The sequence below is a fragment of the Bosea sp. PAMC 26642 genome (genome assembly GCF_001562255.1).
Classification (GTDB): Bacteria; Pseudomonadota; Alphaproteobacteria; order Rhizobiales; family Beijerinckiaceae; genus Allobosea.
In genome coordinates, this window is sequence record NZ_CP014301.1 from 2,341,226 (window position 1) to 2,366,802 (window position 25,577).

At 66.5% G+C, this 25,577-nt stretch carries 34 protein-coding genes; 20 read left to right on the forward strand and 14 right to left on the reverse strand.

All coding sequences use genetic code 11. From position 1 onward, the window contains the following. Nucleotides 1-54: 54 nt before the first annotated feature. Both mtaB and dapF read right to left on the reverse strand, forming a co-directional pair. Complete coding sequence (gene mtaB / locus AXW83_RS11105) at nucleotides 55-1,326, reverse strand: tRNA (N(6)-L-threonylcarbamoyladenosine(37)-C(2))-methylthiotransferase MtaB (RefSeq protein WP_066613390.1); 1,272 nt, start codon at nucleotides 1,324-1,326, stop codon at nucleotides 55-57. Continuing rightward, entirely contained in the window at nucleotides 1,326-2,210 is an 885-nt protein-coding gene (gene dapF, locus AXW83_RS11110) for a diaminopimelate epimerase (RefSeq protein ID WP_066613392.1), read from the reverse strand. The genes mtaB and dapF overlap by 1 nt, the downstream gene beginning before the upstream one ends. 141 nt (nucleotides 2,211-2,351) lie before the next feature. Here dapF and AXW83_RS11115 point away from each other — a divergent pair, with 141 nt between their 5' ends. After that, on the forward strand, nucleotides 2,352-3,203 hold the full coding sequence (locus tag AXW83_RS11115; RefSeq protein ID WP_156639939.1) for a GyrI-like domain-containing protein: 852 nt from the start codon (nucleotides 2,352-2,354) through the stop codon (nucleotides 3,201-3,203). Between the two features lie 171 nt (nucleotides 3,204-3,374). On the opposite strand, the gene AXW83_RS11120 is transcribed toward AXW83_RS11115, so the two are convergent. From AXW83_RS11120 to AXW83_RS11130, 3 genes are all read right to left on the reverse strand, one after another. Further along, complete coding sequence (locus AXW83_RS11120) at nucleotides 3,375-4,433, reverse strand: MBL fold metallo-hydrolase (protein WP_066613395.1); 1,059 nt, start codon at nucleotides 4,431-4,433, stop codon at nucleotides 3,375-3,377. 84 nt (nucleotides 4,434-4,517) lie between these two features. After that, nucleotides 4,518-5,144, reverse strand: a complete 627-nt coding sequence (locus AXW83_RS11125; RefSeq protein ID WP_066613396.1) for a LysE family translocator — start codon at nucleotides 5,142-5,144, stop codon at nucleotides 4,518-4,520. Nucleotides 5,145-5,258: 114 nt separating this feature from the next. Continuing rightward, nucleotides 5,259-5,849: a nitroreductase family protein gene (locus tag AXW83_RS11130; RefSeq protein ID WP_066613397.1), complete on the reverse strand. Its 591-nt coding sequence runs from the start codon at nucleotides 5,847-5,849 to the stop codon at nucleotides 5,259-5,261. Between the two features lie 100 nt (nucleotides 5,850-5,949). On the opposite strand from AXW83_RS11130, the gene AXW83_RS11135 reads away from it, so the two are divergent. After that, nucleotides 5,950-6,843: a LysR substrate-binding domain-containing protein gene (locus AXW83_RS11135; protein WP_168166088.1), complete on the forward strand. Its 894-nt coding sequence runs from the start codon at nucleotides 5,950-5,952 to the stop codon at nucleotides 6,841-6,843. 97 nt (nucleotides 6,844-6,940) lie between these two features. Here AXW83_RS11135 and AXW83_RS27515 read toward each other — a convergent pair whose 3' ends face one another. Continuing rightward, on the reverse strand, nucleotides 6,941-7,453 hold the full coding sequence (locus AXW83_RS27515) for a CAP domain-containing protein (protein ID WP_066613400.1): 513 nt from the start codon (nucleotides 7,451-7,453) through the stop codon (nucleotides 6,941-6,943). A 289-nt stretch (nucleotides 7,454-7,742) separates the two neighbouring features. Here AXW83_RS27515 and ffh point away from each other — a divergent pair, with 289 nt between their 5' ends. The 7 genes from ffh to trmD all read left to right on the forward strand — a co-directional run bounded on the left by ffh (nucleotide 7,743) and on the right by trmD (nucleotide 12,486). Beyond that, a complete protein-coding gene (ffh, locus tag AXW83_RS11145) occupies nucleotides 7,743-9,332 on the forward strand; it encodes a signal recognition particle protein (RefSeq protein WP_066613403.1) in 1,590 nt (529 codons plus the stop codon). Beyond that, complete coding sequence (locus AXW83_RS11150; RefSeq protein WP_066613406.1) at nucleotides 9,329-9,592, forward strand: hypothetical protein; 264 nt, start codon at nucleotides 9,329-9,331, stop codon at nucleotides 9,590-9,592. The genes ffh and AXW83_RS11150 overlap by 4 nt, the downstream gene beginning before the upstream one ends. Beyond that, nucleotides 9,589-9,861, forward strand: coding sequence for a hypothetical protein (locus tag AXW83_RS11155; RefSeq protein ID WP_156639945.1), 273 nt, complete (start codon nucleotides 9,589-9,591; stop codon nucleotides 9,859-9,861). The genes AXW83_RS11150 and AXW83_RS11155 overlap by 4 nt, the downstream gene beginning before the upstream one ends. 12 nt (nucleotides 9,862-9,873) lie before the next feature. Continuing rightward, a complete protein-coding gene (gene rpsP, locus AXW83_RS11160) occupies nucleotides 9,874-10,239 on the forward strand; it encodes a 30S ribosomal protein S16 (RefSeq protein WP_066613419.1) in 366 nt (121 codons plus the stop codon). A 175-nt stretch (nucleotides 10,240-10,414) separates the two neighbouring features. Continuing rightward, nucleotides 10,415-10,939, forward strand: a complete 525-nt coding sequence (gene rimM / locus AXW83_RS11165) for a ribosome maturation factor RimM (protein WP_210179662.1) — start codon at nucleotides 10,415-10,417, stop codon at nucleotides 10,937-10,939. Then, the gene (locus AXW83_RS11170) at nucleotides 10,920-11,603 is read left to right on the forward strand and encodes an HAD family hydrolase (protein WP_066613423.1); all 684 of its coding nucleotides are present in this window, start codon (nucleotides 10,920-10,922) and stop codon (nucleotides 11,601-11,603) included. Before rimM ends, AXW83_RS11170 begins: the two co-directional genes overlap by 20 nt. A gap of 169 nt (nucleotides 11,604-11,772) precedes the next feature. Then, a complete protein-coding gene (gene trmD / locus AXW83_RS11175) occupies nucleotides 11,773-12,486 on the forward strand; it encodes a tRNA (guanosine(37)-N1)-methyltransferase TrmD (RefSeq protein ID WP_066613425.1) in 714 nt (237 codons plus the stop codon). Here the strand turns inward: trmD and AXW83_RS11180 are convergent. The 6 genes from AXW83_RS11180 to AXW83_RS11205 form a co-directional block, all read right to left on the reverse strand. After that, on the reverse strand, nucleotides 12,447-12,884 hold the full coding sequence (locus AXW83_RS11180; protein WP_066613434.1) for a type II toxin-antitoxin system VapC family toxin: 438 nt from the start codon (nucleotides 12,882-12,884) through the stop codon (nucleotides 12,447-12,449). The two genes, trmD and AXW83_RS11180, sit on opposite strands and share 40 nt — an antisense overlap. Then, nucleotides 12,881-13,153 (reverse strand): type II toxin-antitoxin system Phd/YefM family antitoxin, encoded by a 273-nt coding sequence (locus AXW83_RS11185; protein ID WP_066613436.1) that lies wholly within the window; start codon nucleotides 13,151-13,153, stop codon nucleotides 12,881-12,883. Before AXW83_RS11185 ends, AXW83_RS11180 begins: the two co-directional genes overlap by 4 nt. A 76-nt stretch (nucleotides 13,154-13,229) precedes the next feature. After that, the gene (locus AXW83_RS11190) at nucleotides 13,230-13,859 is read right to left on the reverse strand and encodes a rhodanese-like domain-containing protein (RefSeq protein WP_156639948.1); all 630 of its coding nucleotides are present in this window, start codon (nucleotides 13,857-13,859) and stop codon (nucleotides 13,230-13,232) included. Nucleotides 13,860-13,885: 26 nt separating this feature from the next. Then, the gene (locus AXW83_RS11195) at nucleotides 13,886-14,974 is read right to left on the reverse strand and encodes a sulfite oxidase (protein WP_066613442.1); all 1,089 of its coding nucleotides are present in this window, start codon (nucleotides 14,972-14,974) and stop codon (nucleotides 13,886-13,888) included. Between the two features lie 110 nt (nucleotides 14,975-15,084). Further along, nucleotides 15,085-16,800 (reverse strand): AMP-binding protein, encoded by a 1,716-nt coding sequence (locus tag AXW83_RS11200; RefSeq protein WP_066613444.1) that lies wholly within the window; start codon nucleotides 16,798-16,800, stop codon nucleotides 15,085-15,087. Between the two features lie 193 nt (nucleotides 16,801-16,993). Then, the gene (locus AXW83_RS11205) at nucleotides 16,994-17,782 is read right to left on the reverse strand and encodes an SDR family NAD(P)-dependent oxidoreductase (RefSeq protein WP_066613446.1); all 789 of its coding nucleotides are present in this window, start codon (nucleotides 17,780-17,782) and stop codon (nucleotides 16,994-16,996) included. A gap of 192 nt (nucleotides 17,783-17,974) precedes the next feature. On the opposite strand from AXW83_RS11205, the gene rplS reads away from it, so the two are divergent. The 3 genes from rplS to AXW83_RS11220 all read left to right on the forward strand — a co-directional run bounded on the left by rplS (nucleotide 17,975) and on the right by AXW83_RS11220 (nucleotide 19,065). Next, nucleotides 17,975-18,370: a 50S ribosomal protein L19 gene (rplS, locus tag AXW83_RS11210; protein WP_066613447.1), complete on the forward strand. Its 396-nt coding sequence runs from the start codon at nucleotides 17,975-17,977 to the stop codon at nucleotides 18,368-18,370. Between the two features lie 141 nt (nucleotides 18,371-18,511). Next, nucleotides 18,512-18,778 carry a ribbon-helix-helix domain-containing protein gene (locus tag AXW83_RS11215; protein WP_066613449.1) on the forward strand — a complete coding sequence of 89 codons (267 nt, stop codon included), beginning with the start codon at nucleotides 18,512-18,514 and terminating at the stop codon, nucleotides 18,776-18,778. Then, complete coding sequence (locus tag AXW83_RS11220) at nucleotides 18,775-19,065, forward strand: type II toxin-antitoxin system RelE/ParE family toxin (RefSeq protein ID WP_066613451.1); 291 nt, start codon at nucleotides 18,775-18,777, stop codon at nucleotides 19,063-19,065. Before AXW83_RS11215 ends, AXW83_RS11220 begins: the two co-directional genes overlap by 4 nt. Before the next feature lie 12 nt (nucleotides 19,066-19,077). On the opposite strand, the gene AXW83_RS11225 is transcribed toward AXW83_RS11220, so the two are convergent. Beyond that, nucleotides 19,078-19,476, reverse strand: a complete 399-nt coding sequence (locus AXW83_RS11225) for a hypothetical protein (protein ID WP_156639950.1) — start codon at nucleotides 19,474-19,476, stop codon at nucleotides 19,078-19,080. A 157-nt stretch (nucleotides 19,477-19,633) separates the two neighbouring features. Here AXW83_RS11225 and AXW83_RS28040 point away from each other — a divergent pair, with 157 nt between their 5' ends. The 8 genes from AXW83_RS28040 to leuD all read left to right on the forward strand — a co-directional run bounded on the left by AXW83_RS28040 (nucleotide 19,634) and on the right by leuD (nucleotide 24,290). Next, entirely contained in the window at nucleotides 19,634-19,765 is a 132-nt protein-coding gene (locus tag AXW83_RS28040) for a hypothetical protein (protein WP_257722118.1), read from the forward strand. Nucleotides 19,766-19,863: 98 nt separating this feature from the next. Continuing rightward, on the forward strand, nucleotides 19,864-21,282 hold the full coding sequence (gene leuC, locus AXW83_RS11230) for a 3-isopropylmalate dehydratase large subunit (RefSeq protein WP_066613455.1): 1,419 nt from the start codon (nucleotides 19,864-19,866) through the stop codon (nucleotides 21,280-21,282). Between the two features lie 25 nt (nucleotides 21,283-21,307). Beyond that, complete coding sequence (locus tag AXW83_RS11235; protein WP_066613457.1) at nucleotides 21,308-21,553, forward strand: hypothetical protein; 246 nt, start codon at nucleotides 21,308-21,310, stop codon at nucleotides 21,551-21,553. Then, entirely contained in the window at nucleotides 21,553-22,026 is a 474-nt protein-coding gene (locus AXW83_RS11240) for a metallopeptidase family protein (RefSeq protein ID WP_082767070.1), read from the forward strand. The genes AXW83_RS11235 and AXW83_RS11240 overlap by 1 nt, the downstream gene beginning before the upstream one ends. Before the next feature lie 7 nt (nucleotides 22,027-22,033). Then, nucleotides 22,034-22,666 (forward strand): LysE family translocator, encoded by a 633-nt coding sequence (locus AXW83_RS11245; protein WP_236841881.1) that lies wholly within the window; start codon nucleotides 22,034-22,036, stop codon nucleotides 22,664-22,666. A gap of 94 nt (nucleotides 22,667-22,760) precedes the next feature. Next, nucleotides 22,761-23,108 carry a DUF6152 family protein gene (locus AXW83_RS11250; protein WP_066613459.1) on the forward strand — a complete coding sequence of 116 codons (348 nt, stop codon included), beginning with the start codon at nucleotides 22,761-22,763 and terminating at the stop codon, nucleotides 23,106-23,108. Between the two features lie 4 nt (nucleotides 23,109-23,112). Next, nucleotides 23,113-23,589, forward strand: coding sequence for a DUF6644 family protein (locus AXW83_RS11255; protein ID WP_066613461.1), 477 nt, complete (start codon nucleotides 23,113-23,115; stop codon nucleotides 23,587-23,589). A 98-nt stretch (nucleotides 23,590-23,687) separates the two neighbouring features. Then, on the forward strand, nucleotides 23,688-24,290 hold the full coding sequence (leuD, locus tag AXW83_RS11260) for a 3-isopropylmalate dehydratase small subunit (RefSeq protein ID WP_066613463.1): 603 nt from the start codon (nucleotides 23,688-23,690) through the stop codon (nucleotides 24,288-24,290). Between the two features lie 34 nt (nucleotides 24,291-24,324). Here the strand turns inward: leuD and AXW83_RS11265 are convergent, their stop codons facing one another. Continuing rightward, nucleotides 24,325-25,572 carry a DUF1501 domain-containing protein gene (locus AXW83_RS11265; RefSeq protein WP_066613465.1) on the reverse strand — a complete coding sequence of 416 codons (1,248 nt, stop codon included), beginning with the start codon at nucleotides 25,570-25,572 and terminating at the stop codon, nucleotides 24,325-24,327. Nucleotides 25,573-25,577 lie beyond the last annotated feature (5 nt).

Genomic DNA, 25,577 nt, shown 5'->3' on the forward strand with positions numbered 1-25,577 from the left:
TCATCGCAGCAATGATGGTGCAGGGATGTACGGTCGGTCTCAATGGCCGTCTGATCAGGCAGCTATGAGCGCCCGCTCGCCCGCTCGATCCGCCGTCACGTTCACGATCTCTCCCGCCGGGACGTCGCTCCTGAACCGCACCAGCGTGAAATCCTCGGCGCGGCCGGTGTTGCCGCGCTCGGTCAGGACGGAGAGCGGACGGCCGAGGCGGTCGTCGAGGTGGCGGTCGTGGGCGGCGCTGGCGGCCGCGCGCAGGCGTCCGGCGCGCTCCGAAACGATCTCGCCCGGCAGCTGAGGCATCCGTACTGCCGGGGTTCCGGGCCTCGCCGAATAAGGGAAGACGTGGACGAAGCTCAGGCCGCAGGCGTCGATCAGGTCGAGCGAGCGGGCAAACATCGCCTCGTCCTCAGTCGGGAATCCGGCGATCAGGTCGGCTCCGAAGACGATGTCGGGGCGAAGCTTTCGCATGTCGGCGCAGAAGCGGATCGCGTCGTCGCGGCCGTGCCGGCGCTTCATTCGCTTCAGGATCAGATCGTCGCCGGCCTGCAGCGAGAGATGCAGATGCGGCATCAGGCGCAGCTCGCTCGCGATCGCCTCGCGCAGCTCGTCGTCGACCTCGACGGCGTCGATTGAGGAGAGGCGCAGGCGCGGCAGTTCCGGCAATTCCCGCAGGATCGCCAATACGAGCGAGCCCAGGCTCAGCGTGTCCGGCAGATCACGGCCATAGCTCGTCAGGTCGACGCCGGTCAGGACGATCTCGCGGGCGCCGACCTCGACCAGGCGTCGGCATTGCGCGATGGCGGCAGCGGGCGCGACCGAGCGCGAATTGCCGCGCCCGAAGGGGATGACGCAGAAGGTGCAGCGGTGGTCGCAACCGTTCTGGACCTGGACGAAGCCGCGCGTCTGGCGGCTGGCGCGGCCCGTCGGCGGCAAAGCGAGCGTCGCCCGTGCCATGATATCGCCGACCGCGATCTTGTCGGCGGGCGTGTTGCCCGAGGCGTTCAGGCTGTTGGAGCCGGCCAGAGCGTTCCAGCTTTTAGCCTCCAGCTTTTCGGCATTGCCGAGGATGCGGGCCGTCTCCGGCATGGCGGCGAAGGCGTGAGGGTCGATCTGCGCGGCGCAGCCTGTGACCACAACCGGCCGGTCCGGGTTTGCGCGCTTGAGCCTGCGGATCGCCTGCCTCGCCTGGCGCATCGCCTCGTTCGTCACAGCGCAGGTGTTGACCACGGCGAGGTCGTCGAGCCCCGCCGCCTCGGCGAGGGTGCGCAGCGCCTCGCCCTCGACGATGTTGAGCCTGCAGCCGAAGGTGACGACCTCCAGCGCCATCAGGCGGCGGCCTCGAACCAGCCGGCCTCCAGCACACCCTCATGCTCGAATTCGACCGGCCCGGTCATCAGGACATGGTCGTCGCGCTCGCGCCATTCGATGGTCAGGTCGCCGCCCGGTAGGCTGACGATGGCCTTGCGCTCCGAGAGTTCGCGCCGCACGGCCGCAACCAGCGCCGCGCAGGCGCCCGAGCCGCAGGCCCGGGTGATGCCGGCACCGCGCTCCCAGACGCGCAGCACGATGTGATCGGGGGCCTTCACGGAGGCCAGCTCGATGTTGGCGCGGTCGGGGAAGATCGGATGGCTCTCCAGCAGCGGCCCGATCTGCTCGAGATTGTAGGCACAGGGGTCGTCGACGAAGAAGACGGCGTGAGGATTGCCCATGTTGACCGCGCAGGGCGTGTGCAGGATCGGATCGTCGATCGGGCCGATCTGCAGCTCGAATCGGCTGGTGTCGTGGAACGGGTCGGCCAGCGGAATCTCGTTCCAGGCCAGCTTCGGCACGCCCATGTCGACCGTGAAGACGAGGTCGCTGTCGCGCCGCGCGGGCAGAATGCCGGCCTTGGTCTCCAGCGTCAGGCTGGTCCGGCTGGGGTCGCCCATGACGGGATCGGCCATCATCGCCCAGACGACGCAGCGCGTTCCGTTGCCGCAGGCGCCGGCCTCCGAGCCGTCGGTGTTGTAGATGCGGATGAAGGCGTCGGTCCCTGGCGTGCACGCATCGTGCAGCACCATGAGCTGGTCGAAGCGGGCGCCGGGCTGGGCTGCGATGGCGCGCGCGTCGTCCGCTTCGACACGCAGCCTGGTTCCGCGCAGGTCGAGCACGGTGATCTCGTTGCCGAGACCATTCATCTTCAGGAACCGGCGCTGCGCCAAAACGTTCATCTGTCATCTGCCCGAGCGATGACGGTCCTATGAGGGAGCCGACGTGAAAAAGCCACCCTCGGGGCCGTTCCTGCGACGAGATGGACATTCTATGCTGCGCTGCAAGGGCGCGAATCGATCTGTTTGATCAGGACCATGATGATGCGGCACTTTTGGATTGGCGTTCTGGCGGTCGTCGTAATGGCGGGCTCGGCCTCACTGGCCAGCGCCCAGACACGCGTTGCACCGCCGAGCCCGGTCGAATCGGCTCCGCTGGCGCCGCCGCCGGGTGCCGTCCCTGTGCAGGCGCAGCCGGCCCTGCCGGCCGAACCCCAGCCGGTGCAGCCGCCGCCGGCTCCGCAACTGCCGGTGACGCCGCAGCCGGTGCAGCCCGCGCCGGCGCCGACCGTTCCGCTCGAGCCCCAGCCGGTTCAACCGCCGCCGACGCTGCCGCCTCCGGGCCAGCTATTGCCGGCGCCGCCCGTGACGCCGCAGCAGCGGACAGGCATACCCGATCCCAATTCGACGCTCGCAGGGCGTGCGGGCGATCCGAGCGATGTCGATCCTGTCGTGCTCGTGGGCAAGCCAGTGCTGATGATTTCGGGCCAGTCAAGCTGGGATCAGGGTTTCCAGCGGCTGACGGAGAGCTTCCGCGTCCTGCGCGAGGAGGCGGCCCGGTCGGGCCTAGCGATTGCGGGCCGGCCGCTGTCGCTGTTCGTCGAGACCGACGACAACGGTTTTCGCTTCGAGGCCATGCTGCCTGTCGATCGCACGCCCGACAGGACACCGACGACGAACGGCATCCGCGCCGGTGTGTCGCCGGCCGGGCCGTCTCTGCGCTTCGTGCACGTGGCGCCCTATGACGACATCGATTCGACCTATGAGACGATCACCGCCTATCTGGAGGCCAAGAGCATCGTCGTGAAGGACGCCTTCCTGGAGGAGTATGTCAGCGAATTGACAGACCCCGGGGACCCGAATCTGGAGATCAACGTGTACGTCCAGCCGAAGTGAGGCTGGGCGTACATTCACATAAGCCCTCATCCTGAGGAGCCGCGCAGCGGCGTCTCGAAGGATGCTCCAGCCAGCTTCCGAACCATCTCGAGCATCCTTCGAGACGCAAGCCTTCGGCTCGCTCCTCAGGATGAGGCCTGTGGGTGAAAAAGCAGTAGAATTGTGCCGATTTCACACGGTCCAGCTCAGTCCCGGACGCATCGGCTTGAAGCGCTCCGGCGGCAAACCGGCCTGATCCAGCGCGAGCTTCAGCGCCTCGACGGGCCGTTCGATGCCCTCGTCTGTGAGCTGGAAGGTGCCCCAGTGATGGCCGATTGCCTCTCCCGCGCGCAATGAGGCCATGACCTTGACCGCCTCTTCCGGGTTCATGTGGTTGTCCGACATGAACCAGCGCGGCTCGTAGGCGCCGATCGGCAGAACCGCGAGGCGGAACGGGCCGTATTGCTGTCCCAGCCGGTCGTAGAGCGAGCCGTCGTGATAGCCGGTGTCGCCGATGTGGAAGATCTTCGTGCCCGCCGCCTCGACGATGAAGGAGCACCACAGCGCCATGCGCCTATCGAGCGCACCGCGCGCCGACCAGTGATAGGACGGGACCAGCGTCACGGAGACCGCGTCCGACAATGCGATGCGGGCGCTCCAGTCATGCGCCTGCGTCCGTGCGTCGGGAATACGCGCCTTGACGATGGTGTCGTTGCCCAGCGGCATGATCATCAGCGGCTTGTCGCGCCGGTGCAGACGCTCCAGCGTCGCGAGGTCGAGATGGTCGTAATGGTTGTGCGTGATCAGAACGGCGTCGATCGGCGGCAGATCGTCGAAGGAAATACCCGGCTCGTTGACGCGCATCGGACCGAGGAAGGAGAGCGGGCTGGCGCGTTGCGAGTAGACCGGGTCGATCAGCAGGTTCAGTCCCGCGACCTGATAGAGAAACGAGGCATGGCCGAGATGGACGATGCGGACGCCCTCGACGCGGGCCGGCGGCTTGTCCTGCGGCGGGGTCGGGTAGCGGGCCGGGAAGGCCTCGCGGTCGCGCCCGGCGGTCTGCCATTTCAGCACGTCGAGCAGGCCCTTGTTGACCGCGCGGCCGTCGGTAAAGCGCAAACCGTCGAAGTTTCCGGTGACCGGGCCCTGGTAATAGGGATTGCGCGAGCGGGCGAAGGACGCCCAGGCGACGCCGCCCGAGGCGAGGAGGGCGGGAAGGCCGAGGAGAGCCAGAAGCTTGCGGCGTGTCATGACGCTGAAGGTGGGATGGGTTAGGGGCCCGTCAAGAGGCTCGCGCGTTCGTGAGGACTCGTCACGCGTCGAGGCCCGGCTCGCTCAGCCCTGCCCCGAGCGCACCGCGACCGTTGCGATGCCCGCTCCGACCAGCAGCGTGCCGCCCGCCTTGTTGAACAGGCCGATCGCGCGCGGGTTGGCGACCACGGACCGCGCACGGGATGCGATCAGCGCGTAGCCGAGTGCGTTGGCGAAGGCGAGCGTGATGAAGGTCGCCTCGAAGATCAGCATCTGCGTCCAGAAATCGGCCTTCGCATCGAGAAACTGCGGCAGGAAGGCGACGAAGAAGGTGATGCCCTTGGGGTTCAGCGCCGTCACCAGCCAGGCATGGCCGAGCATCTTCCAGGCCGAGGCGGCATCCTTGCGCGGCTGGGCATCGAGGCTGCCGCCGGCGCGGAAGAGTTTTATGCCGAGATAGATCAGATAGGCCGCGCCGACCCATTTCAGCGCCGTGAAGACGGTCGCCGACGTTGCCAAAAGCGCGCCGACGCCGAGCATGGACAGCGTCATCGCGGTGAAATCGCCGAGCGCGACGCCGACCGACATCGGGAATGCGGTGCGCCAGCCCTGGCCGAGCGCATAGGAGATGACGAGCAGGATCGTCGGGCCGGGGATGACCAGCAGGACGGCGGTGGCGGCGGCGAAGGCGGCCCAGGTTTCGAAGGTCATGGCAGCTGGTTCCGGTGGCGATGATGCGAGCCATCCCTAGCTGCGGCGGTTTGTAAAGAGGGCTGCCATGCCCAAGGTTTTCCCGGGGACGGTGGGAGGAGCCGGAGGCGAGCCCTACCCGCCCTGTCCCGGCCAGCGACCGACGAAGTGGACAGTGTCTGCGGGCTTCCTGACGCGTGGGGCCCGCTCCCTGTCCTGAAACGGGTCCGGCAGGCCGGTGGGATCGCCGAGATAACCGATGGCGATCGCGCTCACGGCCTCGTAACCGGGTGGTATGCCGGTCTCCGATCGCGCCCTCTCGGCATCGAAGCCGGCCATCTGGTGGACGTGGAGGCCCGAGGCCATGGCCTGAAACGTCAAATGCGCGACGGCTTGGCCCAGATCGTAGCGGGCAAAGGCGTTGCTGCTGCCGTCCGCCTTCATCGTTTGTGCGATGGCCAGCACCAGGAGGGCCGCATGCCCCGCCCACGCCGCATTGCCCGCGTTCAGGCAGCCGTGCAGCCGATCGAAATCGGACGTCCCGCGGGATGCGTGGATGAAGGCCCAGGGCTGGAGGTTGCTGGCCGACGGTGCCCAGCGTGCGGCTTCGAACAGCGAGGCGACGATGGGGGCCTCGATCGATCTCGATGCAAATGCGCGTGGGCTCCAGCGCGCGGCCAGCGCAGGGTCTATCGGATGGCTCGTGGGGGCGATGCGATCGTTCATGCTGGTCTCTCTCCGTGAGATCCATCGTCTGCCATGGTTGTCGGGCGGATCGAAATGCGCAATTTTCGATATCGTGTGCGAAAAAGTCACAGGCTCGACAGTGTCGCGAACATTACCGCCGCTCAATTCCGTCAAGGCCTTCGAGGCGGCGGTTCGCCATGGCACGACGCTGGCTGCCGCGGCGGAACTCGGCGTGACCCATGGCGCCGTGAGCCGTCAGATCAAGCAGCTCGAAGCGTGGATCGGAAGGCCGTTGTTCCAGCGCCTCGGAGGGCGGCTGGTCGTGACCGAGGCCGGCGCGGCTTATGCCGAGATCGCAGGGCGTGCGCTCGATCTCCTCCATGATGGAACGCACGGTCTGACCGAGGTCAGCGATCACGTCGTGCGTGTCAGCACGACGGCCTCGTTCGCGTCCGAATGGCTGATGCCGCGTCTGCCGCGTTTCCAGTCGCTTCATCCGCAGATCGATATCTGGCTCGATGAGGGCAAGGGGATCGTCGATCCGCGATCGGGGGGCTGCGATCTCGCGATCCGGATGGGAGCCGGTCCATGGCCCGGCGTCAGTGCCGTTCCGCTGATGAGCGACAGGCTTCGGCCGGTCTGTTCGCCGGGATTAGCCTCGGCCTTGCAATGCCTCGGGGACCTGGCGACGGTGCCCCTGCTTCACGACGGCGATCCGAATGCGCAGTGGAGCCGCTGGCTGGACGAATTCGCGCCCCAGGGGATCGGAATCGCAGCGGGCTCGCGCTTTGCCAGCTCCGCCCTTCTTCTGCGAGCAGCGACCGACGGGCAGGGCGTTGCCCTGGCGCGAGAACGCCTGTCGGAAGCCTGGCTTGCCAGCGGCAGGCTGGTCCATCCCTTCAGCGAGGCGGTCGAACTCGGGCTCGCCTACTGGCTCGTCCTGCGACAGGGCGCAGAGGCGCGACGGCCGCTACGGTCGTTCATGGCGTGGATTGCCGCGCAGCCGGCGTTACCCGCACCCGAGCCGGGGTGACGGGGCGAATTCGCCACCGCCGGCGTCAGCGATGCCGTCAGCGATATCTGTTCGACCCGAACCAGCCCACCGGCGCGGCGGACATCTCGCGTCGCCTCTACGGCTCGCCGGCGATTACGAAGGCCCACCAGGCGCCGTATCGTGTGCCGGGATCCTTCGCCAGCGCGATGCCGAAGCGAGTCGCTTCCGCCATGCGCAGATTGGCGTCGTGACCGGAGGATGTTTTCCAGCCGGCGAAGGCCTCCTCGGTCGAATAGTAGCCCGCGCCCAGGTTCTCGGCCGCGCGCGAAGCGTCGAGTCCCGCCGCGTGGACCCGCGCGCCGAAGCTGCCGCCGGTATCGTGCGAAAGCGTGTTCGAGGCGACCATGGCGTCGGCCTGGCGCTGGGCCATGGCGCTGAGGGCGGGGTCGAGCGTGACGGGGCTCAGGCCCCGGCCCCTGCGGTAGTCGTTAAGAATGCGGGCGGCGGCGGCCGGATCGACGCGGACGGTCGCCAGACGCTCGGCGGCCTTCGGGGCGAGCGGAGTCGTGCGGCGCGGCTCTCCAGCACAGCCGGCGATGAGCAGCAGGAGCGCGAAGGCGGCGAGATTGCGGCAACCCTGACCTGGCATGTCGTCCTCGATTTGCGGAAGGCCGGCAGCCTCTGCCCGGCAATCAGGGCCGTTATGCGGCCGGTGGTCGGTGTCGCGGCAAACTTGACTTTCCCCACAATCTGCCGCTTTAACCCGCGCATTCGTTTCGCCGACATCGTCGAGACCCCATCCGCCGACCGGGCCGCGCCAGCGCGCATCACGAGCCCGGAGGTCAACGCCCGACAGCGCGTCCGCGCCCTCGGGCGCAAAACCGTTTGGCGATGAGGCTTCGCGCTGCCGGTCCCTGAAGGCAAGCAAGCAGGTCCGCATGTTCGGTACTCTGAGCGACAGGCTGTCAGGCATCCTCTCCGGGCTCACCCGCAGGGGCTCGCTGACCGAGGAGGACGTCAACGCCGCGCTTCGCGAGGTGCGCAAGGCGCTGCTCGAGGCCGACGTCGCGCTCGAAGTCGTGCGCTCCTTCACGGACAAGGTGCGCGAGCGGGCTGTCGGCTCCGAAGTTCTGAAGTCGATCACCCCCGGCCAGCAGGTCATCAAGATCGTCAACGACGCGCTGATCGACATGCTCGGCGGCGAGGGCGAGGGCATCACGCTCGACGCCGTGCCGCCGGTGCCGATCCTGATGGTCGGCCTGCAGGGCTCGGGCAAGACGACCTCGACGGCCAAGATCGCCAAGCGCCTGACCGACCGCAACAAGAAGCGCGTCCTGATGGCCTCGCTCGACACGCGTCGTCCGGCCGCGATGGAGCAGCTTGCGATTCTGGGCAAGCAGGTCGGCGTCGAGACGCTGCCGATCGTCGCCGGCCAGTCCGCCGTGCAGATCGCGCGCCGTGCGATCGAAGCGGGCAAGCTCGGCGGCTACGACGTCGTCATGCTCGACACGGCGGGCCGCGTCACGCTCGACGACACGCTGATGGCGGAAGTCGCCGAGGTGAAGGCGGCGACGAACCCGCACGAGGTGCTGCTCGTCGCCGACGCGCTGACCGGCCAGGACGCGGTCAACACCGCGCGCGCCTTCGATGCCCGCGTAGGGCTGACCGGCATCGTGCTGACCCGCATGGACGGTGACGGCCGCGGCGGCGCGGCCCTGTCGATGCGCGCCGTCACCGGCAAGCCGATCAAGCTCGTCGGCACGGGCGAGAAGGTCGATGCGCTGGAGGATTTCCACCCCTCGCGCGTCGCCAACCGCATTTTGGGCATGGGCGACATCGTCGGTCTGGTCGAGCGCGCGGCCGAGAATGTCGATGTCGAGAAGGCGCAGGCTCTGGCCCAGCGCCTGGCCAAGGGCAATTTCGACCTCGCCGACATGCGGATGCAGCTCCAGCAGATGGAGAAGATGGGCGGCCTCGGCAGCGTGATGGGGATGCTGCCCGGCATGAAGCAGGCGCAGGGCCAGCTCGCCAATGCCGGCATGAACGACAAGATGCTGAAGCGTCAGATCGCGATCATCGATTCGATGACGGCGGCGGAGCGCAAGAATCCCGATCTGCTGAAGAACAGCCGCAAGAAGCGCATCGCGGCGGGCTCCGGCACGACGCCCGAAGCGATCAACAAGCTGCTCAAGATGCATCGCGGCATGGCCGACATGATGAAGGCCATGAGCAAGCAGAAGGGCGGGATGCTCGGCAAGCTCGGCCAGATGTTCGGGATCGGCGGCGGCGGCATGCCCGGCATGCCGGCCGGTTTCGACCCCTCCAAGATGGACCCCGCCCAGCTCGCCGAACTGCAGAAGCAGATGGGCGGCGCGGGCGGCGGTATGCCCGGCCTGTCGCCGGGCGGTTTTCCCGGCCTGCCCAAGGGCGTCACACCACCTGCCGGAATGATGCCGCGGCTGCCGGGGCTGGGAAGTGGTCTTCCGGGGCTTGGGCGCAACAATCCCTTCGGAGGCAAGAAGAAATGACCAAACCGACCGAAATGCGCGTCGGCATGTTCGACGTGTTCAAGCAGGTCAAGGCCCGTCTCGACGACGCCAACCTGTCCTATGAAACCTCATCCTACCGGGACGACGCCTTCTCCTTCTTCGTGCATGCGCCCGGGGAATACTGGGAAATCGACGTTCTCGAGGACGGCTCCATCGATCTCGAAGTCTTCACGTCGACCGGCATGAAGGACGATCCCTGGGCGATGATCGACCAACTGGTCGACGACAACAAGGCTTGAGCGACACCATGAGTTTCAGTGCCGAAGAGATGCTGGCGAAGATCTGGGCGATCCAGAAGCAGCTGGAAGATGCGGGTATCGACCATTCCCCCACGATCTACCGGGACGACGCGATTTCGATCGTGGCGAATCTTCCTGGAGAGAAGTGGGAGATCGATGTCTGTGAGGACGGAAGCATCGACTTTGAAGTGTTCAAGTCGGTGTCGATGGATGGAGAGGCGGAGCTGGCAGCAGCGATCGCCGATGTGAAACGCGAAAACGAACAGTAAGGAAGAACCAGAATGTCCCTCAAGATCCGCCTGACCCGTGGCGGCGCCAAGAAGCGCCCCTATTACCGCATCGTCGTTGCCGATGCTCGCGCGCCGCGCGATGGCCGCTTCATCGAGAAGATCGGCTCCTATGACCCGATGAAGGCGAAGGATTCGCCCGAGCGCGTCGTGCTCGACCTCGAAAAGGCCAAGGACTGGATCGCCAAGGGCGCCCAGCCTACCGACCGCGTGCTGCGCTTCCTGGACGCCGCCGGCGTCGTCAAGCGCCCCGCCCGCAACAACCCCAACAAGGCGGTTCCCGGCGAGAAGGCCAAGGAGCGCGCCGAGAAGAACGCCGCCAAGAGCGCTGCACCGGCCGAAGCCGAAGCCGAGGCGTGAGCGTGCCGACGCTCGACCTGTCCCCTTCCCCCCGCTTGCGGTGGGGAAGGGTTAGGGATGGGGGGGCGTGCAGGACAAGGCTTGCCGTCAGGCCCCGTCGAATCTCCCCCCCACCCCAACCCTCCCCACCGCAAGCGGGGGGAGGGAGTGTGGTCGCGCTTCCAGAGTTCTTCCGATGAGCAACGACAGCCTCGTCCTGCTCGGCGTCATAGGCGCTGCCCACGGCATCAAGGGGGAGGTCCGGATCAAGGCCTTCACCGGCGATCCGCTGGCGATCGCCGAATACGGCCCCTTGTCCGACGACAAGGGGCGTCTGTTCGAGATCGCCGAGATACGGCCCTCCAAGGAGGTGGTGGTGGCCCGCCTGAAGGGCATCGCCAGCCGCGAGGCCGCCGAAAGCCTCAACGGCGTCCAGCTCTTCGTCGCGCGCGACAGGATTCCCGCCCCCGAGGACGAGGACGAGTTCCTGCAGGCCGACCTGATCGGCTGCACCGTCGTCGGTCCCGGCGGGGAGGCGCTGGGCACCGTCACGACGGTCGCCAATTACGGCGCCGGCGATCTGCTCGACATCGCCCTGGTCGATGGGCGGTCGGTGCTGATGCCGTTCACCAAGGCCTTCGCGCCGCGCATCGACATCGCCGCCCGGCGGATCGAGGCGGTTCCGCCGGAAGGATTGTTCGATGCCGACGACACCCCATAGCGCTGCTCCGGTCCATGCGCTGATCTTCGACATGGACGGCACGATCGTCGATAACATGCGCTTCCACGAGGATGCCTGGGGGCGGCTGCTGTCGGAGCACGGCCTCCCCTTCGATCCGGCCAGCTTCTTCGCCAATACGGCCGGAATGGCGTCCGATGAGATCCTCAGGCCGCTGTTTCCGAATGCGGGTCCCGAAGAGATCGCCAAACTCGGCAAGGACAAGGAGCTCCTCTATCGCGAGGCCTATCGGCCGCATGTGGCGGCCCTTGCGGGCCTGCTCGACCTGATGGCGCGCGCGGATGCCGCCGGCGTGCCGATGGCGCTGGCCTCGGCGGCGCCTCCGGGCAACATCGACGTGGTGATCGACGCGCTGGGCCTGCGCCCGCGCTTCGCCACCATCATCGCGCCCTCGCAGGGTTTTCGCGGCAAGCCCAATCCGGACCTGTTCCTCGGCGCGGCCGAACGCATGAAGGTCGCGCCGGAAACCTGCATCGTCTTCGAGGATGCGCCCAACGGCATCGAGGCGGCGCGCCGCGCCGGCATGCGCGCGATCGCGATCCTGACCATGCTCGGCGCGGAGGCCTTCACCAGCTTCGACAACGTCATCGCCAGCGCGAAGGATTTCACTGCGCTGGACGGGCTGCCGGCGCTGCGCTTCGGTTAAAGCCGATCACCCTGTAAACAAGCACCGCGTCATTCCGGACAAGCGGCGAAGCCGCGCCGCTCCGGAATCCATCGTCGGGCACCGTCGCGCCTTACGATGGATTCCGGGTCTTCGCTTCGCTCGCCCGGAATGACGTCGCGTTTTGTCTTGGTATCAGACAGGCTCACACATGCCGTTCCGCGCCTCCGTCCTGACGCTCTATCCCGAGATGTTTCCGGGTCCGCTCGGCGTTTCGCTGGCGGGAGAGGGGTTGCGCAAGGGCCTGTGGACGCTGGAGACCCATCAGATCCGTGACCACGGCATCGGCCGGCACCGCAACGTGGACGACAACCCGGCGGGCGGCGGAGCCGGAATGGTGCTGCGCTGCGACGTGCTGGCGGCGGCGATCGATGCCGCCGTGCCCGCCGAGGACCGGCGGCCGAAGCTGCTGATGTCGCCGCGCGGGCGGCCACTGGCGCAGAAGCAGGTGCGCGACTGGGTGATGGGCGAGGGTGTCGTGATCGTCTGCGGCCGGTTCGAGGGCGTCGATGAGCGCGTGATCGAGGGGCGCGGCCTAACCGAGATCTCGGTCGGCGACTACATCCTGTCGGGCGGCGAGATGGCGGCGCTCGTGCTGCTCGACGCCTGCGTCCGGTTGATCCCCGGCGTGATGGGCAAGGAGCTGTCGGGCCAGGACGAGAGCTTCGAGAACGGCCTGCTCGAATATCCGCACTACACCCGGCCGCGCGAATGGGAGGGCCGGGGCCTGCCCGAGGCGCTGCTGTCAGGCGACCATGCCCGCATCGCGAAATGGCGGCGGTCGGAAGCGGAGCGGATTACGCAGGAGAGGCGGCCGGATTTGCTTCAGCAGGGAATGGCTTCGACGAAGCCCGCCTCCGCATAAGCGATGATCTTGCGGTCGCGCGTCACGATCGGCAGTCCGAGTTGGCGGGCTGTCGCGATGATCATCCGGTCGGCTGGATCGCCATGAAGCTCGCCGGGCAGATGCGAGGCGCCGATGGCGATGTCGGCGTCGAATGCCGCGGCGCGGATACCCGGCCCGGACATGAAGGCTGCAAACCAGCTTTTCGGATCCGGTCGGAAGTCGAATTCGACGGGCCTGCCCGAGCGCGTCCGGCTCAGCAGGCCGACTTCCCAAGCCGATATCGGCGAGACATGGATCGCATTTGCAAGCCCTGCGGCGCTGATCGCACGCAGGGCCGAAGCCAACATCGGACTGCCATTCGCGAGCCAAAGAACGGCGCAGGTGTCGAGCAGGACGGCGTCCCGATGCGGGTTCATCGATGCAAAACGCCATCCTCTGCGTCGAAAGGCTCTTCGAGAGTAGGGGCGGTCAAATCGGCGTCTTCGGGGAAGCTGAAGGTGCCTCGCATGAAACCGTGCAGACCCTCCACATCGGCCGCGATCGAGTTCGTGGGCGTCAGGATCGCGACGGGCTTGCCACGCCGGGTGATCGTCACCTGATCAAGCTTGCGCTCGTCGAACTGCTTCAGCACGTCCAGGCATGTCGCCTTGAACTCCGAGGCGCTGATCGATCGAAACGCGGCCATGGTCACTCCATATGGTCAACTGAGATGACCATATCAGATTCATGGCCGCCATCAATCACTGATGATTGCTGCTGTCTTATGGATAGCCCGTCACGGGCAGCGCCTCCGCCAGCCAGCCCTTGACGCCAGGTGCTCCCAGCATGCCGCCGCGAACCGCCAGCAGATCGCGCCAGCCTCTGCCCGCGAATCGCTGCTGGACCGAGACAGAGAGGCCGCCGGTGCGATCGATCAGGGCGATGCGGCGGCCGGGGTTGTCGAGGCGCAGGCCTGCCAATCTGATCTCGAAGCCGGCGCTTTCCGCGTCGAGCCTGATCGCACCTTGCGGGATGCCGGTGTCGGTCCATTCGGCAGGCGTGCGGATATCGATCAGAAGGAGCTTGCCGGTCTGCGCCTGCTCATGGGCTTCGTGTGCCGAGAGTGCTGGTGGCGTGAATTGGGCTAACGCTCCCGTCGAAGACAGGAGCGCTGCGGCGCCGGACAGAAAAACGCGTCGGTTCATGGACTCACCGTCATTGCGAGGAGCTTGAGCTCCGAAGCAATCCAGCAGCGTCGCGCCACACTGGATTACTTCGCTGCGCTCGCTACGACGGGATAAAGCTCGAGAGCCGTTGATCACCGCCCGCTGCTCATCGACGAGACGGGAGAATTGAGCCTTCGCTAAATGAAGCGGTACCAATTTCATCGTTCGATCCGCGACACTCACCATCAACGTCTTTCAACAATGGCAGCAATTCAGGCGCCGCGCGCCGCCCCGCTCACCCTCTGCGCCTGGTTGTTGCAGTAGCCGCGCGGGTTCCACGGCGCCACGTCCAGCGGCTGCACATGACCGTCGACATCGCGCGCCTGCGCGATCACCGAGAGTGGCCCGGCCTGCGCGATCGGCACATGCGCCTCGAAACGCCGCCAGGCGAAAGGCCCCTCCCCGTCTTCCAGCGCGGCCTCCACCCAGTTCTCACCGGCATCACCGGACACCCGTACCCCCTCGACCGGAATCGACCCACTCCAGGCGAAGCCCGCCACCTTCAGCCTCGTGCCGGCCTGCGCCGAAAATCCGTGCACGGGCATGGTGATCACCGACTTGACCGGCATGTCGGTGATCACCGCAAACTGCGCAGGGTCGATCGCCTCGCCGGGCTTCACTGGAGAAACCGGCAGACGGTAATTCGTCCCGGACATCTTCTCACCGTCATGCTCACGGTCACGTAGCGTGATCCTGTCGAGCCATTTCTGCCAGGCCGAGCCCGGAAAACCCGGCGCAACGATGCGCAGCGGCGCACCATGCAAAGGCGCCAGCGGCTCGCCATTCATCGCGAAGGCGATCAGCGTCTCAGGGTTGAGCGCCTTGGCGATCGGCAGGCCGCGAGAGAGGGCGGCCTTCTCGGGAGCGGCGATCTGCCGGTCAGGCGCGTAGTGGCCGGTATAGACGGCGCTGGGCTTGACGCCTGCCTCGCCCAGCACGTCGCGCAGCCGCACTCCGGTCCAGCGCGCGCAGCCGACGGCTCCGAGCCGCCAAGGCAGGCCATCCGTCGCAGGCGAAAACTGCGACCGGCCGTTGCCGGCGCATTCGAGTACGGCGGTCAGCGTGACGGTCTCGAAGCGCTCGCGCAATGCCGCGACCGACCAGACCATCGGCCGCTCGACCTCGCCGTCTATCGTCAGCCGCCAGTCCTCGACCGGTCCGATCTCCGGCAGCGCCCCGTTGTTGCGGATGAAGAAGGCGTCGACCGGCGTGATCGCCTCGTCGAGCAGATCCAGCCCCGGCTCTGCGTTCAGCGCTTCCTCGTCATGGACATGGAGTCCCGGCTTGAGGCGGCGAAGCAAAGGCAGTTCAGCGAGACGATGGGGCAAAAGCAACCTTGTAGATCGACCAAAGGGATCGCGACGCGCGCCGCACGAACCGGAAGCTAGCAGCCCTGTCGCGGCGATCAAGCTCAGCGCTTGACCGCCGCCTCCTCGCGCAGCGCGCGGCGCAGGACCTTGCCGACATTGGTCTTCGGCAGGTTCTCGCGGAAGACGATCTGCTTGGGCACCTTGTAGCCGGTCAGGTTGTCCTTGCAGAAGGCGCGCAAAGCCTCGGCGGTCAGCGCCTCATCACGCTTGACGACGAAGGCGGTGACGGCCTCGCCCGAATGTTCGTCAGGCAAGCCGACCACCGCCGCCTCCAGAACGCCCGGATGCAAGGCGAGCACGTCCTCGACCTCGTTGGGATAGACGTTGAAGCCCGAGACCAGGACCATGTCCTTCATCCGGTCGACGATCTTGATCTGGCCGTCCGGCAGCATCACGCCGACATCCCCGGAGCGGAAAAAGCCGTCCGGCGTCATCACCTTGGCGGTTTCGTCGGGGCGGTTCCAGTAGCCCGCCATGACCTGCGGGCCGCGGATGCAGATCTCGCCTGCTTCTCCCAAAGCCATGTCGTTGCCCTCGGCGTCGCGGATGGCGATGTCGGTCGAGGGCAGCGGAAAGCCGATCGTCCCGGTGAACTCGGCGATGTCGGGCCGGTTGATCGAGGCGACCGGCGAGGTCTCCGAAAGCCCGTAGCCCTCGACGATCGGCTTGCCGGTGACGTCCTTCCAGCGCTTGGCGACGGCAGCCTGCGTGGCCATGCCGCCCGCCACCGAAAAGCGCAATTCGGAGAAATCGACGCTCTTGAAATCGGGATGGTTGGCGAGCGCGTTGTAGAGCGTATTGACGCCCGACATCAGCGTGAAGCGGCTCGCCTTCAGCGTCTTGACGAAGCCGGAGATGTCGCGCGGATTGGCGATCAGCAGCCCCTTGGCGCCGATGCGCAACATGAACATGCAGCAGCATGTCAGCGCGAAGATATGATACAGCGGCAGCGCGGTGATCATGACATGCTGGTAGTCGCTGCGGCCGAGCGGCGGCTCCAGCGCCCAGCCGAGCCAGAGGCCGGATTGCTCGACATTCGAGGCGACGTTGCGATGCGTCAGCGTTGCGGCCTTGGCGACGCCCGTGGTTCCGCCGGTATATTGCAGGAAGGCGACGTCGTCGGGCAGGACGGTCACCGGCGTCATCGTGCCATGGCCGGCCAGGATCGCCTTGAGCGTCACGAAACCTGGCAGATGGAACGGCTTGACGACCTTCTTTATCCTGCGGGCGACGAAGTTCACGATCGAGCCCTTGAAGCCCATCAGGTCGCCGGCGGTGGCGACGATGATTGTATCGAGCTTCAGCCCGGACCGCGCCTCCTCGACGACATGGGCGAAATTCTCGATCACCACCAGCGCGCGCGCGCCGGAATCGTTGAGCTGATGCGTCAGCTCCCGGGCCGTGTAGAGCGGATTGACGTTGACGACGGTGAAGCCGCCGATCAGCGCCCCGAAGATCGTCGCCGGATAGGCCAGGATATTGGGCATCATCAAGGCGACCCGGTCGCCCTTCTGGAAGCCTTTTGCCTGAAGCCAGGCCGCGAAGGCCTGCGCAGCCCGGCCGGTCTCCGCGAAGCTGATCGTGGCGCCGAAACTCTCGAAGGCCGGGCGCGCGGCATAGGTCTCGCAAGCGGAACCGATCAGGGCCGCGAGCGTACCGACCTTGGTCTCGTCGATTCGAGGCGGAACCGCCGGAGGATAATGCGCCAGCCACGGGCGCGCGTCGTGTTTCGCCTGAGCGGCGCCTGTCGCAGTCATGATCGCCTCCCAACTCGCCCTTCATTGGCTCCGTCGAGCGAAGCAGCGGGCTTTTTCCCGATCATACACTGCGGAAGGGCGGCGAAGGGTGCAAGCGCTCGAGGCGATAATTGTGATAAAGTTTAGTTATGAACTTTTGCGCGAAAACTTCGGAATGGCGCCAAAGGGCAGTGACCGCACGCGCACGTCCTGCTCAAAGATTGCGGCGCTCGCCGCGCAGGGTGGCAAGCCCGATGCCGGCTGCGTCGAAGCCGCCATCCACGGCAAGAATCTGGCCGGTGATGTAGCTCGCCTTGTCGCTGCACAGGAAGAAGATCGCCTCAGCGAGTTCCTCCTCGAGCCCATAGCGGGCAAGCGGGATGGCGTCGCGATAATCGGCCCTGATCTCGGGCGAATGCACCGCCTTGGCCATGGCGGTATCGACCGGCCCCGGCGCGACCGCATTGACCCGGATGCCGAGCGAGGCGAGTTCGGCCGCCTGCTGCTTGGTGAGATGGGCGAGCGCCGCCTTCGAGGTGCCGTAGGCGACGCGCAGCGTCGATGCCCGCAGCCCCGAAATCGAGGTGATGTTGACGATCGCGCCACCACCCGTATCGGCCATGAGCGGCGCCGCCGACTGCGTCGTCAGGAAGGGCCCGGTCAGGTTGACCGCGAGCACCCGGTTCCACTCCTCATGGCTGGTTTCCAGCAGCGGCTTGAACACGGCAGTGCCGGCATTGTTGACAAGCGCATCGAGACGTCCGAACCGCGCGATGAGCGCCGCAAAGGCATCGATGATCGCGGCGGGATCGGAGATGTCGCAGGGCAGCGCCAGCGTCGCCTCGGGCTGCGCCAGTTCTTCCATCGCCTGTACCAGCGTCTCAGCCTCGATATCGAGCAGCGCCACCCGCCAGCCCTCGGCCAAAAAGCGCTTCGCCGTGGCGAGCCCGATGCCGCGCGCAGCTCCGGTGATGAGCGCGACCTTGCTGGCAGTCGAAGGCATGACGGTTCGTCCCTGGATGTCTTTTTCGTTGCCGCAAGCCTATGGCATGGCGGCGTAGTGCCGGCCAAGCCCGCAGCGCACGCGAGCACGCTCGACAAACGCCCCCGCCTCCTGTATGGCCCGCGCTTCAACTGAAAACAGCGCGCCGTAACGCCCGCGTGAACACACGCGACAACGGCCATGGAGAGAACCATGAACATCATCGAACAGCTTGACCAGGAGCAGGTCGCCAGGCTCAGCGAAGGCCGCGAGATTCCGCATTTCCAGCCGGGCGACACCGTGCAGGTCAACGTCAAGGTCAAGGAAGGCGAGCGCAGCCGCGTCCAGGCCTATGAAGGCGTCTGCATCGCGCGCAATGGCGGCGGTCTGAACCAGGCCTTCACGGTCCGCAAGATCTCCTATGGCGAGGGCGTCGAGCGCGTCTTCCCGCTCTATTCGCCCAACATCGATTCCATCAAGGTCATCCGCAAGGGCAAGGTGCGCCGCGCCAAGCTGTATTATCTGCGCGATCGCCGCGGCAAGTCGGCCCGCATCGCCGAGCGCGTCGAGGCCCGTCCGCCCAAGGGCACCAAGGTCGTCGCGAAGTAAGCTTCGGGCTTTAGTGCGAGGAAGTTTCAACGCGGTCCCTCGGGGCCGCGTTTTTTGTGGTTGCGCTCGCCTGCAGGATCAGACGGGCTGCCTTGCGATCACCCGGCGCAGCCTCTAGCTTTCGATCAGGGAGACGAAGCCATGGTCACGCTCACCATCTCGATGCCGGATCACCACAAGAGGTGGATCGACACACAGATTGAGCAGGGCTCCATCGCCAGCACCAGCGACTATGTCAGCGAATTGATCCGGCAGGATCGCCAGCGCCGCGACGTGTTCGAATACTCGCTTGAGGATCTGCAGCGGCTTGTCGCGGAGGCCGACGCCGGCGGGATCAGTGACGAGACGATCCCGGGCATCCTGGCGCGCGCGAAAGCCGCCGCAAAAATTCGCAGCGACGTCGCGTGACACGCTACGGCCTGAGCAAGCGGGCCACGGACGACCTCTATCAGATTTTTCTCTATGGCTACGAGCAGTTCGGCGTCGCGCAGGCGGAAGCCTATGCCGAGCGTCTCCACCACGTCTTTCAATTGCTCGCGGACAGCCCGCACATGGGCCGCGCTGCGTCTATGATCGGCGAAGGCGTCCGCCGGCACGAGCATGGTGCGCATATCGTACTCTACAGGCCAAGCCGCGACGGCGTCTCCATCCTGCGGATCGTTCACAATCGAAGCATGTCGAGGCTCAAGCTCTGAGCGCCGTGCCGCTCACTCCTGCCCGCCAAACGTCATGTCGCGGCGCGCCGTCAGGATGCTGATCGAATAGCCCGCCACCACATCGACGAGCGCCATCAGCGTGATGATCAGGAAGGTGCCGGTGCCGAAACCGGGGATCAGCAGGAACCCGACGAAGCTGACGATGAAGACCAGCATCGAGAGGCCGTGGTTGACGATCGAGCTCGACCGGGCGCTGGTTGCGTTCATGATCTCGAAGAACAGCACGATGGTCGAGATCGCCAGCAGGAGCTCGCTGACGGTCAGCGAGAAATGCGAGGTCGAGGGCAGAGGGAAACTCACGATCTCGCGCCCGAGCGGCAGGCCCATCACGGTGACCGCGACGGCATAGGCGACGACCGCCAGCACCATGAAGGGAAAGAACCGCAGCATCGTCTCATCCGTCTCGTTGCAAGGCGCGAGCCGCGCCACTGCCTGCATAGCAGCAGCCCGCGCAGGACGCATCGGCTTCGTTGCCGCTGCAGTCTGGAACTGTTAGAACCCCGCCATGACGAGACCGCGACCAGTCGAGAGGAGCCGCCGCTGCGCCGTGCGCCGCGAGGTGAACCTGCGCCTGCCAACGACTCAAGGGTTCGCCGCGCTGCATGATCATGCCCGCTTGCCCTGGCGCTTTTTCGGCCGCTTCACCGCGTCGATCGCCGCAGGCCTTACCAGCGCCTGAGACCGGCCCTCCGGCCGGCGACAGGCTGTTGCAGCGCGCCGCCGGACCCGTGCCGGCCCACTCGATTTCGTCTCGACCCGCCAAAAGGCATCCAAGCCATGACCTCTTCCGCAACTCCCCGCACCCTCTACGACAAGATCTTCGACGACCACATCGTCGACCGGCAAGAGGACGGTACCTGCCTGCTCTACATCGATCGCCACCTCGTCCATGAGGTCACGAGCCCTCAGGCTTTCGAGGGCCTGCGTATGACGGGCCGCAAGGTCCATGCTCCCCACAAGACGCTGGCCGTCGTCGACCACAACATCCCCACCACCGACCGCTCGAAGGGCATAGTCGAGGAGGAGAGCCGCATCCAGGTCGAGGCGCTGGCGAAGAATGCCAAGGATTTCGGCGTCGAGTATTTCAACGAGCTCGATATTCGCCAGGGCATCGTCCACATCGTCGGCCCCGAGCAGGGCTTCACCTTGCCCGGCACGACAATCGTCTGCGGCGACAGCCACACTTCGACCCACGGCGCCTTCGGCGCGCTGGCACATGGCATCGGCACCTCGGAGGTCGAGCATGTGCTCGCCACCCAGACGCTGATCCAGAAGAAGGCGAAGAACATGCTCGTCCAGGTGGACGGCACGCTGGCCTCAGGCGTCACCGCCAAGGACATCACGCTGGCCATCATCGGCGAGATCGGCACCGCCGGCGGCACCGGCTCAGTCATCGAATATGCCGGCGAGGCGATCCGCGCGCTCTCGATGGAAGGCCGCATGACGCTCTGCAACATGTCGATCGAGGGCGGCGCCCGCGCCGGCATGGTCGCGCCCGACGAGAAGGCCTATGCCTATCTCAAGGGCCGCCCCAAATCGCCCAAGGGCGACGCCTGGGATGCTGCCGTCCGCTATTGGGAGACGCTGGCCTCCGACGAGGGCTCCTATTTCGACCGAATCGTGAAGCTCGACGCCAACAACCTGCCGCCGATCGTGTCCTGGGGCACGAGCCCGGAGGACGTGATCTCGGTCGCAGGCGCCGTGCCGGACCCCGCTCTGATCGAGGACGAGACCAAGCGCAGCTCCAAGCAGCGCGCGCTCGACTATATGGGCCTCAAGGCCGGCACGAAGATGGTCGATATCCCGCTCGACGTGATCTGGATCGGCTCCTGCACCAATGGCCGCATCGAGGATCTGCGCGCGGTCGCAAAGATCGTCGAGGGCAAGACCATCGCAGGCTCGCTCGACTACGCCATGATCGTGCCGGGCTCTGGCCTCGTGAAGCAGCAGGCCGAGGCCGAGGGGCTGGACAAGATCTTCCTCGCGGCCGGCTTCGAATGGCGCGAGCCGGGCTGCTCGATGTGTCTTGCGATGAACCCCGACCAGCTCAAGCCGGGCCAGCGCGCCGCCTCGACCTCGAACCGCAATTTCGAGGGCCGCCAGGGCTTCAAGGGTCGCACGCATCTCGTCTCGCCGCAGATGGCGGCGGCCGCCGCTCTGGTGGGCCACTTCGTCGATGTCAGGACGATGGGGTGAGAAAAGGCAGGCGGGGGTAGCAAACATGTCGACAGACCCCCGCGAAGCCGCCCGCGCTGCCGAGGCCAAGGCCGCGCTCGATCGCGTCAAGCGCGACGACGAGAGCTTCCTGGGCTCATCGATGGGCCGCGCCGCCGACCATTTCGCCGGCGGCGACGCGCCCGAGGGCGACAAGATCGAGCTCTGGGGCCGGCGCATCGGCCGCTCTCTGTCTCTGCTGGGCGTCATCGTGCTGGCCTGGTGGCTCGGCCATCAACTGAAGGTCTGGTGATGGGCTCGGTACCCTCCGTTTCCGCATCGGCCAGCGCATCGGCCCACGCGCAGTCCTCGCCCTCCGTCGCCTGGGACGAGGCGAAGGCGCCCGGCGCTGAACAGTTCGAAATCCTCGCCCAGGCCGCCTTCGACCGGCTGCCAGCCGAATTCCAGGCGCTCTGCAGCGACGTCGTCTTCAACGTCACGGAGTTTCCGGAGGACGACGTGCTGAAGGAACTCGAAGCCGAGAGCCCATTCGACATCCTCGGCCTTTTCTCCGGCATCGGCCTGCCCCAGCAGGGCTCCGGCCCGCAGACGGGCCAGATGCCCAACATGATACACCTCTACCGCCGCCCGATTCTCGACTACTGGGCGGAAAACGAAGAAAGCCTGGGCGACATCGTCACCCATGTGCTCGTCCACGAGATCGGCCACCATTTCGGCTTTTCCGACGAGGACATGGAAGCGATCGAAGCGGCCGCGGAGCGATAGACTGATTATGCTGGACGAACTCATGCGGCACTGGCCCCAGCTGGCACTGGTCTATTCCGCCTTCATCGTCGCGGTCGCCAGTCCCGGGCCGAGCAATCTCGTCATCATGGCGACCTCGATGGAACGCGGACGCCGCGCCGGCATGATCCTCGGTCTCGGCGTCACCACGGGCTCCCTGACCTGGGGCATCCTGGCCGCCATCGGCATGTCGAGCCTGATCGTCGCCCATCCCGAAGCGCTCTACGGCATCAAGATCCTCGGCGGGCTCTATCTGCTGTATCTCGCCTGGCGCTCCGCCCGTTCGGCGATGCGGAACGAGGCGCCTCCGGTTCAGGCCGTCGCCTCGGGCCGGCGCACCTGGCTGCGCGGCCTTCTCATGCATCTGACCAACCCGAAGGCGATCCTGAGCTGGACGGCGATCATCGCGCTCGGCCTGCGCCCCGATGCGCCGGTATCGGTCGTCTGCGCCATCATCGTCGGCTGCGCGCTGATCTCGCTCGTCATCAATCAGGGCTATGCCGTGCTGTTTTCGACGGCATCCATGATCGCGGGCTACCGCAGGATTCGGCGGCGAGCGGAAGCATGCCTCGCCGCCTTCTTCGCCTTCGCAAGCTTCAAGCTGCTTACGACGCAAATGTGAGACGCAGCGACGATGGGACCGCTTGTCCGGCCATAGTGAAGTCGCCATCGCCGCTTCTACTGCAGCAGACGCCGCCCCGAACCGGAGACGCCCCATGCGCCGCCTTGCCCTCGCCGCTGCTGCTCTTGCCCTCCCCGCCGCGGCCCTCGCCCATCACGGCTGGGGCTCCTATGACGCCCAAAACCCGGTGACGCTGACCGGGCTGGTCAAGACGCTCGAATTCGTCAATCCCCACGTTCATGTCGATCTCACCGCCGCCGACGGCAAGGACTGGGAGCTGACCTTCGCCCCGCCTTCGCGAATGCAGTCGCGCGGCGCCATCGAGAGCCTGATCAAGATCGGCACCACGATCACGGCCTATGGCTACCCCAGCCGCGTGAAGCCGGGCGAGATGCGGGCGGAATGGATCGAGGTCGCCGGCAAGCGCTACGAGTTGAGATGAGCCGGTGGAGCACGGCATTCCCAATCCGTTGCTTTGGCTCGAACGCTCGGGCTTCGGCCTCCTGATCCGTGACGCCGTGCTGATCTATCCCGTCGCCAACGTCGTGCATGTCCTGGCCGTGCTGGTCTTCTTCGCCAGTGTCGCGATCATGGATCTGCGCGTCCTCGGCGCGCTCCGCGAGGACGCCACGGGGGCCGTCATCCGCCGCTTCCGCCCCGTCGCGATCGGCGCCTTCTGCGTGCTGGTTGTCTCAGGTCTCGTGCTGTTCACGCCCGAGGCGAGCGCGATCATCAGGAACCCCTCCTTCCAGATCAAGCTCGCTTTAATCGCCATAGGGCTGCTGAACGTGCTCTGGCTCGAGCACGCGCTGAAGCGCGGCTATCCCGGCATGACGGCGCGCGCCGCGCGGGTGCCGGCCGCGCTCTCGCTGGTGATCTGGCTCGGCGTCGCGGCAGCCGGGCGCTACATCGCCTATATCTGACGGCAGCGCATTGACGCGAGCGCAACGCCGTCAGGGCCTTGCGCCATCTTTGCGGAGCCCCCGAGTTCGGCTAAAGGACTGTCGATCAGGAGTTTCCCATGCAGCCCTTCACCACGCTGACCTCGACCCCCGCGCCATTGAAGGTGATCAATGTCGACACCGACATGATCATCCCAAAGCAGTACCTCAAGACGATCAAGCGCACGGGCTTGGGCACCGCGCTGTTCGCGGAGATGCGCTACAAGGAGGACGGCTCGGAAAACCCCGATTTCGTGCTGAACCAGCCAGCCTACCGCAAATCCGAGATCCTGGTCGCAGGCGACAATTTCGGCTGCGGCTCGTCGCGCGAGCACGCGCCCTGGGCGCTGCTGGATTTCGGCATCCGCTGCGTGATCTCGACGAGCTTCGCCGATATTTTCTACAACAACTGCTTCAAGAACGGCATCCTGCCGATCGTGGTCAGCCATGAGGACCTCGAAAAGCTCTTCGACGACGCCGACCGCGGCTCCAACGCCACGCTGACGGTCGATCTCGCAAAGCAGGAGATCACCGGCCCCGACGGTGGCACGGTCACCTTCGACATCGACCCCTTCCGCAAGCACTGCCTGATCAACGGCCTCGACGACATCGGCCTGACCATGGAAAAAGCCCCGAAGATCGAAGCCTTCGAGGCCAGGCTCGCGCAAAGGGAGTGGGCCTAACCCCTTCTCCCCCGAGGGGAGAAGGTAGAACGCCCTACCCCACCAGCCCGCCGATCGGCGCCAGACCCCCACTCCCCGGGAACACCTTTTCCGCCAGCACCGGCCCCGATAGCCCGAACAGCTCGGAGACCACGCCCTTGGCTACGGCGCGGATGTCGGTCGTCGGCTTGAGGTCGCGCTTCTCGAACAGCTGCTCGGGCTTCAGACCCGGCCAGTCGGCGATCATCCGCCCGCCCTTGACCGCGCCGCCTACCAGGAACGCGACCGTGCCGGTGCCGTGGTCGGTGCCGACCGTGCCGTTGACCTTGGCGGTCCGGCCGAACTCGGTGACGACCATCACCACCGTATCCTTCCAGACCGGGGCCAGCCCCTGCTCGAAGGTTGCCAGCGCGCCGTCGAGCCCGCCGAGAAGCTGCGCCAGCCGCCCCTTGGCGCCACCCTCGTTGGCATGGGTATCCCAGCCCTCGAAGGCGAGCGCGGCGATGCGCGGGCCGTCATCGGCGCCGACCAGCCCGGCCGCGCCCTCGGCGATTCGCTTCATCCCCTCGGCGCTGTCGGGCCCCTGCCCGCCGCGGACCTCGCCGCTCATGCCGCGGCGCGCGGCGATGCCCTCGGTCTCGATCGCCTGCGCCAGCGCGCGTGCAAGGCCTGGGTCGCGCTGCCCGTAGAGATCCGACAGCCGCGTCATCAGATCGGCACCGGCGCGCGGCATCCGCGGTGGCGCCCAGCCCAGGATCGGAGCCTCGCCGCGCACCACCAGCGGCGGCACCACGCCGACGCCGAGCACGCCGCGCCGCGACACGGTCTCGCCGGGCGGCAGATTGGCGATCAGCCGGTTGAGCCAGCCGCTCTCGGTCTTGCCGGGACCGCCCTGCCCGCTTTCGAGCACGTCCTGTCCGTCGAAATGCGAGCGCTCGCGATAGCCCGTCGCTGCCGCGTGCACGATGCTGGCCTGCCCGGCCGCATAGAGCCGCGCCAGGTTCGGCATCGCAGGATGCAGGTAGAAGAAGCCGTCGAGCGGCAGCGCCGCATCCGCCCCGTCCTTCGTCAGCGCGATATCCTCACGCAGGCCCGCATAATCGGGATCGCCGATCGGCGGCACGGCCGAAAGTCCGTCCAGCGCCCCGCGCAGCACCACCAGCACGAAGCGCGGATCGCGCGCCCCCGCCGCCGCATAGGCGAATTTCGGCACGAAGGACCAGGCGAACAGCGCACCGGCAGCGCCCAGCACGGCCCGGCGCGAGGGCGTCATCCGTTCACAGTCGTCGTCGGCATCGGACATCGGCC

Coding starts and splice junctions, on each gene's coding strand:
- AXW83_RS11185 (WP_066613436.1), bottom strand. CDS start 13,153: ATGGCCGCGTTTCGATCGATCAGCGCCTCGGAGTTCAAGGCGACATGC.
- AXW83_RS11205 (WP_066613446.1), bottom strand. CDS start 17,782: ATGCCTTCGACTGCCAGCAAGGTCGCGCTCATCACCGGAGCTGCGCGC.
- AXW83_RS11235 (WP_066613457.1), top strand. CDS start 21,308: ATGTCGACAGACCCCCGCGAAGCCGCCCGCGCTGCCGAGGCCAAGGCC.
- rplS (WP_066613447.1), top strand. CDS start 17,975: ATGAACATCATCGAACAGCTTGACCAGGAGCAGGTCGCCAGGCTCAGC.
- AXW83_RS11225 (WP_156639950.1), bottom strand. CDS start 19,476: ATGCTGCGGTTCTTTCCCTTCATGGTGCTGGCGGTCGTCGCCTATGCC.
- AXW83_RS27515 (WP_066613400.1), bottom strand. CDS start 7,453: ATGCCAGGTCAGGGTTGCCGCAATCTCGCCGCCTTCGCGCTCCTGCTG.
- AXW83_RS11150 (WP_066613406.1), top strand. CDS start 9,329: ATGACCAAACCGACCGAAATGCGCGTCGGCATGTTCGACGTGTTCAAG.
- AXW83_RS11125 (WP_066613396.1), bottom strand. CDS start 5,144: ATGACCTTCGAAACCTGGGCCGCCTTCGCCGCCGCCACCGCCGTCCTG.
- leuD (WP_066613463.1), top strand. CDS start 23,688: ATGCAGCCCTTCACCACGCTGACCTCGACCCCCGCGCCATTGAAGGTG.
- AXW83_RS11250 (WP_066613459.1), top strand. CDS start 22,761: ATGCGCCGCCTTGCCCTCGCCGCTGCTGCTCTTGCCCTCCCCGCCGCG.
- rimM (WP_210179662.1), top strand. CDS start 10,415: ATGAGCAACGACAGCCTCGTCCTGCTCGGCGTCATAGGCGCTGCCCAC.
- AXW83_RS11245 (WP_236841881.1), top strand. CDS start 22,034: ATGCTGGACGAACTCATGCGGCACTGGCCCCAGCTGGCACTGGTCTAT.
- AXW83_RS11180 (WP_066613434.1), bottom strand. CDS start 12,884: ATGAACCCGCATCGGGACGCCGTCCTGCTCGACACCTGCGCCGTTCTT.
- AXW83_RS11240 (WP_082767070.1), top strand. CDS start 21,553: ATGGGCTCGGTACCCTCCGTTTCCGCATCGGCCAGCGCATCGGCCCAC.
- AXW83_RS11120 (WP_066613395.1), bottom strand. CDS start 4,433: ATGACACGCCGCAAGCTTCTGGCTCTCCTCGGCCTTCCCGCCCTCCTC.
- ffh (WP_066613403.1), top strand. CDS start 7,743: ATGTTCGGTACTCTGAGCGACAGGCTGTCAGGCATCCTCTCCGGGCTC.
- AXW83_RS11115 (WP_156639939.1), top strand. CDS start 2,352: ATGCGGCACTTTTGGATTGGCGTTCTGGCGGTCGTCGTAATGGCGGGC.
- mtaB (WP_066613390.1), bottom strand. CDS start 1,326: ATGGCGCTGGAGGTCGTCACCTTCGGCTGCAGGCTCAACATCGTCGAG.
- AXW83_RS11200 (WP_066613444.1), bottom strand. CDS start 16,800: ATGACTGCGACAGGCGCCGCTCAGGCGAAACACGACGCGCGCCCGTGG.
- AXW83_RS11265 (WP_066613465.1), bottom strand. CDS start 25,572: ATGTCCGATGCCGACGACGACTGTGAACGGATGACGCCCTCGCGCCGG.
- AXW83_RS11215 (WP_066613449.1), top strand. CDS start 18,512: ATGGTCACGCTCACCATCTCGATGCCGGATCACCACAAGAGGTGGATC.
- AXW83_RS11190 (WP_156639948.1), bottom strand. CDS start 13,859: ATGGTGAGTGTCGCGGATCGAACGATGAAATTGGTACCGCTTCATTTA.
- leuC (WP_066613455.1), top strand. CDS start 19,864: ATGACCTCTTCCGCAACTCCCCGCACCCTCTACGACAAGATCTTCGAC.
- AXW83_RS11130 (WP_066613397.1), bottom strand. CDS start 5,849: ATGAACGATCGCATCGCCCCCACGAGCCATCCGATAGACCCTGCGCTG.
- rpsP (WP_066613419.1), top strand. CDS start 9,874: ATGTCCCTCAAGATCCGCCTGACCCGTGGCGGCGCCAAGAAGCGCCCC.
- trmD (WP_066613425.1), top strand. CDS start 11,773: ATGCCGTTCCGCGCCTCCGTCCTGACGCTCTATCCCGAGATGTTTCCG.
- AXW83_RS11170 (WP_066613423.1), top strand. CDS start 10,920: ATGCCGACGACACCCCATAGCGCTGCTCCGGTCCATGCGCTGATCTTC.
- dapF (WP_066613392.1), bottom strand. CDS start 2,210: ATGAACGTTTTGGCGCAGCGCCGGTTCCTGAAGATGAATGGTCTCGGC.